This window comes from Variovorax sp. YR752 (assembly GCF_943372545.1).
On the sequence record NZ_CALRZC010000344.1, the window covers coordinates 1 to 6,156 of the forward strand.

General features: G+C 71.1%; 8 protein-coding genes. 2 read left to right on the plus strand and 6 right to left on the minus strand.

The features are described from left to right. Positions 1-67: 67 nt before the first annotated feature. The gene (locus AAG801_RS39540; RefSeq protein WP_341893344.1) at positions 68-514 is read right to left on the minus strand and encodes a hypothetical protein; all 447 of its coding nucleotides are present in this window, start codon (positions 512-514) and stop codon (positions 68-70) included. 59 nt (positions 515-573) lie between these two features. Beyond that, on the minus strand, positions 574-972 hold the full coding sequence (locus AAG801_RS39545) for a hypothetical protein (RefSeq protein ID WP_341893345.1): 399 nt from the start codon (positions 970-972) through the stop codon (positions 574-576). Between the two features lie 123 nt (positions 973-1,095). On the opposite strand from AAG801_RS39545, the gene AAG801_RS39550 reads away from it, so the two are divergent. Together AAG801_RS39550 and AAG801_RS39555 are read left to right on the plus strand one after the other, a co-directional pair. Next, positions 1,096-1,827 carry a response regulator gene (locus AAG801_RS39550; protein WP_341893346.1) on the plus strand — a complete coding sequence of 244 codons (732 nt, stop codon included), beginning with the start codon at positions 1,096-1,098 and terminating at the stop codon, positions 1,825-1,827. After that, positions 1,827-3,200 carry an ATP-binding protein gene (locus AAG801_RS39555; RefSeq protein ID WP_341893347.1) on the plus strand — a complete coding sequence of 458 codons (1,374 nt, stop codon included), beginning with the start codon at positions 1,827-1,829 and terminating at the stop codon, positions 3,198-3,200. The genes AAG801_RS39550 and AAG801_RS39555 overlap by 1 nt, the downstream gene beginning before the upstream one ends. On the opposite strand, the gene AAG801_RS39560 is transcribed toward AAG801_RS39555, so the two are convergent. The 4 genes from AAG801_RS39560 to AAG801_RS39575 form a co-directional block, all read right to left on the minus strand. Continuing rightward, entirely contained in the window at positions 3,197-3,916 is a 720-nt protein-coding gene (locus AAG801_RS39560; RefSeq protein WP_341893348.1) for a GntR family transcriptional regulator, read from the minus strand. The two genes, AAG801_RS39555 and AAG801_RS39560, sit on opposite strands and share 4 nt — an antisense overlap. A 10-nt stretch (positions 3,917-3,926) precedes the next feature. Then, complete coding sequence (locus tag AAG801_RS39565) at positions 3,927-4,943, minus strand: ABC transporter ATP-binding protein (RefSeq protein ID WP_341893349.1); 1,017 nt, start codon at positions 4,941-4,943, stop codon at positions 3,927-3,929. After that, positions 4,936-5,961 (minus strand): ABC transporter ATP-binding protein, encoded by a 1,026-nt coding sequence (locus AAG801_RS39570; RefSeq protein ID WP_341893350.1) that lies wholly within the window; start codon positions 5,959-5,961, stop codon positions 4,936-4,938. Before AAG801_RS39570 ends, AAG801_RS39565 begins: the two co-directional genes overlap by 8 nt. Next, positions 5,958-6,156, minus strand: a 199-nt coding sequence (locus AAG801_RS39575) for a hypothetical protein (RefSeq protein WP_341893351.1), incomplete at its 5' end; no start/stop codon positions are given. The genes AAG801_RS39570 and AAG801_RS39575, both read right to left, overlap by 4 nt.

Sequence of the window (6,156 nt, forward strand, 5' to 3'; positions counted from 1 at the left end):
CGGCGAAGGCCGCGGCCAGGCTGCGAGTCGTGGTTCTCATGAACTCCTCTCCTGCTCGTTGCAGCGATCAGCGGCCACCACCACCGCCCGCACCACCACCACCACCCCCACCACCGCCACCGCCGCCCGCACCGCCACCAGCACCACCACCGGCACCACCACCGGCGCCGCCACCGGCACCACCACCGGCGCCGCCACTACCACCCGCCCCCGCGCCGGTCCCGGCCGCCGCCGTGCCTTGTCGGCTGCGGGTCTGCTGCTCGGTGCGCACCTTGGCTTCGGTCTTGGTGCGCGTCTGCGCCTGCACCTGTGCCTTGGTCTGATCGTTGGCGCGCTCCTGATCCTTCGTCTGATCCTTGATCCGGTCCCTGGTGCGGTCCTGATCCTTGGTCTGGTCCTTGGCCTCGGCCCGGACCTGATCGCGCGCCTGGTCCTGTGCCTGTGCCGACGCGCCCGCCGAAACGGCCAGCGCAACGGACGCCATCAGCGTCTTGAGGGCTTGACTTGCATTCATCTCGATCTCTCCTTGGGGTGAAACAGAGGCTGGTGGCCTCGACTGAAAATCCCTTGGCCTCATCGGCCCTTGCCATGGCCACCGCGTGGCGCGGCCGGTGAAGCGCCTGCGCCCTGCGGCCCAGCGCCCGCCGCGCCCGCCGCGCCCGTGGCAACGCCCGATGACATCCGCGCCTCGTAGCCCGTGCCGTAGGGCTGGGGCCGCGCCTGCACGGCCAGCCTGCGTGGCTGCTGCGCGCCGGCACCGATCTCCGCTCGCGGGTCCTGTCGCTCGCGCGAAGCGACGCCGGTCCACTGCCCGGCCTGCCGTGGCAGCGACAGATCCAGCGGCTTCGTGGCGTCCTGGTCTGCGGCTCGCGCCGCATCGGTGGCGGCAAGCCCGGCGAGCAACAGCGCCGCGATGCGCCATGGCGCCCGTGCCGCTCGTGCCATCCCGGTGCTGAACTCGTGCTTGACCATGGCCTGCATCCTGGGCGGCGGCCATTGCCTGGCGATGTCGAGCCCGCGCCATCGCGTTTCACTGCGTTTCACTCGGAGTCAGCGGACTTCCGCGCGGGGGAGCGGTGGCTACACTGCCGAACGATGATTGCCGCTGCGCCCGCCCGCATCCTCGTCGTCGATGACGACCCTGCGCTGCGCGAGTTGCTGGCCGACTACCTGGGGGCCAGCGGCTTCATTGTCGACACCGCGGTCGACGGCCGGCAGATGCACGAGCGCATCGCTCAGGCGCCGCCCGACGCGATCGTGCTCGACCTGATGCTGCCCGGCGAGGACGGCCTGAGCCTGGCGCGCGAACTGCGCAAGTCCAGCGAGGTGCCGATCCTGATGGTGTCCGCGCGCGGCGAGGAGATCGACCGCGTCGTCGGCCTCGAGGTCGGTGCCGACGACTACCTTCCCAAGCCTTTCAGCCCGCGTGAACTGCTGGCCCGGCTGCGCGCATTGCTGCGCCGCGCGCGGCCGGCCGCACCGGCCGTTGCTGCGGCCCGGTCGGCGGCCACGGGCCTGCCCGTCTTCGGCCCGTACACGCTGGACAGTGCGGCGTGGCGGCTGATGCGCGGTGACACCGAGGTGCCCATCTCGACGGCCGAGTTCCAGTTGCTGCAGGTGTTCGTCGAGCATCCCAACCGGGTGCTGTCGCGCGACGACCTGATCGAGCGACTGAAGGGCTACGAACGCAGCGCCTTCGACCGCAGCATCGACGTGCGCGTCACCCGGCTGCGCCGCCGCATCGAGGCCGACCCGGCGCACCCGGTCTACATCCGCACCGTGCGCGGCGAGGGCTACCTGTTCAACCCACAGGGCGAGTCGGCCTGATGGGCCGGACGCGGCAGCCGACGGGGCTGGCGCGGCAGTACGCGCGCTGGCTTGCGGCCCTGCTCATCGCGCTCGAACTGATCACGGCGGCCGCGGCGCTGGGTTTCATCTTTCTGCCGATGGCGCGCCGCGCTGCCGACGACCTGGCTGGCCTGATGGTGCTGTCGGCACAGACCTGGAACGAACTCCCGCCAGAGACGCGCCCGGCCTTCGAGCAGGAGCTCGAGCGCAGCCACCACATCGCGCTGCGGCCGGACATGCCGCCACCGCAGGACAAGGGCCTGCGCCATGGGCCTTACCTGCTCTTCCTCGAACGGGCCTTCGAGCGCCGCACGGGCCACGCGATGTTCTTCCTCGAGGAGGAGGCCACCGATGGCCGGCTCTGGCTCTGGACGGCCGTGCCCGCCGGCGGCCGCTCGATCGGTGTCGGCTTCGCGGAGGACCGCATGAAGACGCAGCCGCTGGGGGCGCTCGCACTGCCCTTCGGCGTCGGCATGCTGCTGGTGGCACTGCTGTCGTGGTGGCTGGCGCGGCGCATCGCGCAGCCGGTCGCGCGGCTCGAACTGGCGGCAGCACAGCTGGCTCGCGGTGCCAGCCCCGGCTTGCTGGCCGAAACCGGCCCGCGCGAACTGGCCGAGCTGGCGCGCCACTTCAATCGCATGGCACTGCAGGTGCGCGAGCTGCTGGATGCGCGCACGACGCTGTTCGCCGGCGTCTCGCACGACCTGCGCACTCCGCTGGCGCGCATGCGCCTGGCCATCGAGATGCTGAGGCTGCGCCCCGATCCGGCGCTGTTGCAAAGGCTGGAGCACGACATCGAGGAGATGAATGCGTTGATCGGCCAGATGCTCGAAATCGCGCGCGGCATGAACACCGAGACGGCGGCGGACTTCGAACTCTGCGGCTGGCTGCGCGGTCGTGTGCAGGCGCATGCCGATGCTGCGCAATCGGCCGGCGCGCAGCTCTCGCTGCGTTGCGATCAGGCGATCCGGGTCCATGCGGCACCGGGGGCGCTCACGCGGATTGTCGACAACCTGCTGAGCAACGCGCTGCGCTACGCGCCGGGGCCGATCGTTCTGGTGGGGCGCCTGACCCCGCCGGTTGACAGCGCCGACACCGGCCACGTCTACATCGCCGTGCTCGATCGCGGGCCGAGCATTGCGGAGAACCAGCTCGCCCTGGTGTTCCGCCCCTTCCATCGAGCGCAAGGCCAGGACGATGCGGCGCCAGGCGCCTTCGGCCTGGGCCTGGCGATCGTGCAGCAACTCGCGCGGGCCAACGGCTGGCAGGTCGGTGTCAGGCCACGCGACGGTGGCGGACTGGAAGCCTGGGTGACGGTGCCCGCAGCCGAGGTCCCCGGCCTGCCCGACTAGGGCTGAGCCGCGCGCGCGCGCAGCCGCGCCTCGTGCAGCGTGCCGAGCGTGATCTTGCGCACCTCGGCCTTGCTCTGCTCGATGTGGCTCTTCAGCAGCAGCTGCGCCTGGTCGAGCTTGCGCTGCAGCACGGCGCGCAGGATCTTCGCGTGCTCGGCGTAGGTGGCGTCGATGCGGTCTTCGCGCGTGAAGTCCAGCCGGCGCACGATGCGGATGCGCTCGGTCACGTCCCAGTGCACCTTGGCGATCTCGGCGTTGCCGGCGGCGCGCACCAGCGTGGCGTGGAACTGTTCGTCGAGCGCGCCGACCTCGCGCATGTCGGACAGGCGTTCGGCGGCCGGCACCAGCCAGGCCGCCTTCAGCGCCTCCAGCTCGGGCGGGTCGCTCTCGCGCGAGCACAGCCGCGCGACGCTGGCCAGCTCGAGCAGCACGCGCAGGTCGTAGAGCTGGTCGAGGCGGTCGAAGTCGATCGGCTTGACGAACCAGCCGGCCTTGCTCTCCACGTCGAGAAAGCCTTCGTTGCGCAGCCGGAACAGCGCCTCTCGCGCCGGCGTGCGGCTGACGCCCAGCTGTGCGCTGATCTCGTTCTCGGAGAAGCGGTCGCCGGGCAGCAGCTGGAAGTCGTGGATCAGCGACTTGAGCTGCGCATAGGCCTGTTCCGCCAGGTTGCTGCGGGTGCTGTCGGTGTTCGGGGCGGAGACGGCGCGCAAGGGCATGACGACGAGTCTACGGCGCGGGTGCGTCGGCGAAGTGGCAGGCCACCAGTTGCGGGCCGACCTGACGCAGCATCGGCGCCTCGCGACCGCAGCGGTCCTCGCCGAGCGGGCAGCGGCCGTGGAAGCGGCAGGCCTGCGGCGGCGGGTCGATCGGGCTGGATACCTCGCCCGACAGCCGGATACGCGGCCCCTGCCCGGGAATCGCCGAGACCAGCGACTGCGTGTATGGATGTTTGGGCGAGTGGAACACCTGCTCCGAGGGCCCGAGTTCGACCAGCTTGCCGAGGTACATCACCGCGACGCGGTCGGTCAGCAGGCGCACGACGTTGAGGTCGTGCGAGACGAACAGCAGCGTCAGGCCGAGCTCGGCGCGCAGCTGCTCGAGCAGCTGCAGCACCACGGCCTGCACCGAGACGTCGAGCGCGGCGGTCGGTTCGTCGAGGATCAGCAGGCGCGGCTTGACGGCCAGCGCGCGGGCGATGCCGACACGCGCCTTCTGGCCACCGGAGAGCTGGTGCGGAAAGCGCGGCAGCAGCGCCGCCGGCAGGCCGACCTGCGCTGCCACCTCGTCGACGCGCGCATCGGCCTCGGCGCGCGACATCGGGCTGAGCAGCGTCAGCGGCTCGCGGATCGCCTCGCGTGCGGTGAAGCGCGGGTTGAGGCTGTCGGTCGGGTCCTGGAAGACCATCTGCACCTCGCTGCGCTGCGGTGCCTTGGCGAAGCGTTTTGCCGGGACGGCGGCGAGGTCCACACCGTCGAAGACGATGCGGCCTTCGGTGGTGTCGAGCAGCCGGGCGATCAGCCGCACCAGCGTGCTCTTGCCGCAGCCGGATTCGCCGACCAGGCCGAGGCTTTCGCCGCTGGCGATCGAGAGATTGAGGTCGTCGACCGCATGCAGCTGCCGCTTGCCGGCGACCGGGAAGCGTTTGTGCAGGCGCTCGAGCACCAGCAGCGGTGCCGTGGAGACCGGTGGCTTGATGTGGGCCGAGGGCGTCAACTCGGTCACCAGCGGGGCGGCGTCAAGCATGGTGGGTCACTCCGCGCGAGCGCGCCGGTGGGCCGAACAGCGGGTGCCAGCAGGCCGCGCTGTGTGGCACCGCCGGTTCGAGTGCCGGGCGCTCGTGGATGCACAGATCGCTGCGCTTCTCGCAGCGCTCGGCGAAGCGGCAGGCCGGCAGGTCGCTGCGGCGCAGGTCGGGCAGGTTGCCCGGCACCGGGTGCAGCGCCTGTGCCGAGCGCGTGCGTTCGTCCGGCGTGGAACTGAGCAGCCGGGCGGTGTACGGATGGCGTGCCTGGGTGAACAGCTCGCGCGCCGGTGCTGCTTCCACCGCATGGCCGGCGTGCATCACGACGATGCGGTCGCAGTAGTCGGCCGCGAGTGCGAGATCGTGGGTGATGAACAGCGTCGCCATCTGCCGCTCGCGCGCCAGCGAGGTAATCAGGTCCATCACCGCGGCCTGCGTGGTCACGTCCAGGCCGGTGGTCGGCTCGTCGGCGATCAGCAGCGACGGCCGGCAGGCCAGCGCCAGCGCGATCATCACGCGCTGGCACATGCCGCCGGACATCTCGAACGGGTAGGCGCTGTGGCGGCGCTCGGGGTCGGAGGTGGCGACTTCGCGCAGCGCCTGCACGGCGCGCTCGCGCAGGCTCTGGCTGAGGTTGGCGCCGCGTGCGGCGGCATGGCGGCGCAGCACGTCCTCGATCTGCGCGCCGACGGGGCGTATCGGGTTGAGCGCTGTGCGCGGGCTCTGGAAGATCATCGAGATCTCGCGGCCGCGCAGATCGGCGAGGGTTCGCTCGTCAGCCTTCAGCAGGTCGAGTCCACCAAACATGGCGGTGCCGCTGGTGACCTTGGCGGCGCGGTCGGAGATGCCGAGCAGGGCGTAGCTCAGCACCGACTTGCCGGAGCCGCTTTCGCCGACGAGGCCGACGATCTCGCCTTTCTGGATGCGCAGGTCGACGCCTTGCAGGGCGTGGACGGTGCCGCTTCTCGTGCGGAATTCGAGGCCGAAGTCTTGGACATCGAGCAGGGGTGTTGCGCTCATGCTTCTTTGCCCTCCGCGAGAGTTGCCAGGCCCAGGCGCGCCCGGGCGGGTAGCGGCGTGCGACGCTCGGCGGTCTGCGCTGCGCGCAGACACCCTCCGATGCTCAGGTGCACGGCCGGGCCGCCCAACTCGCTGCGTTCGCTGCGCTCACTCCGCTCAGACAGCCGGCGGCCAGTCAGTTCACGAAGCGCGCTG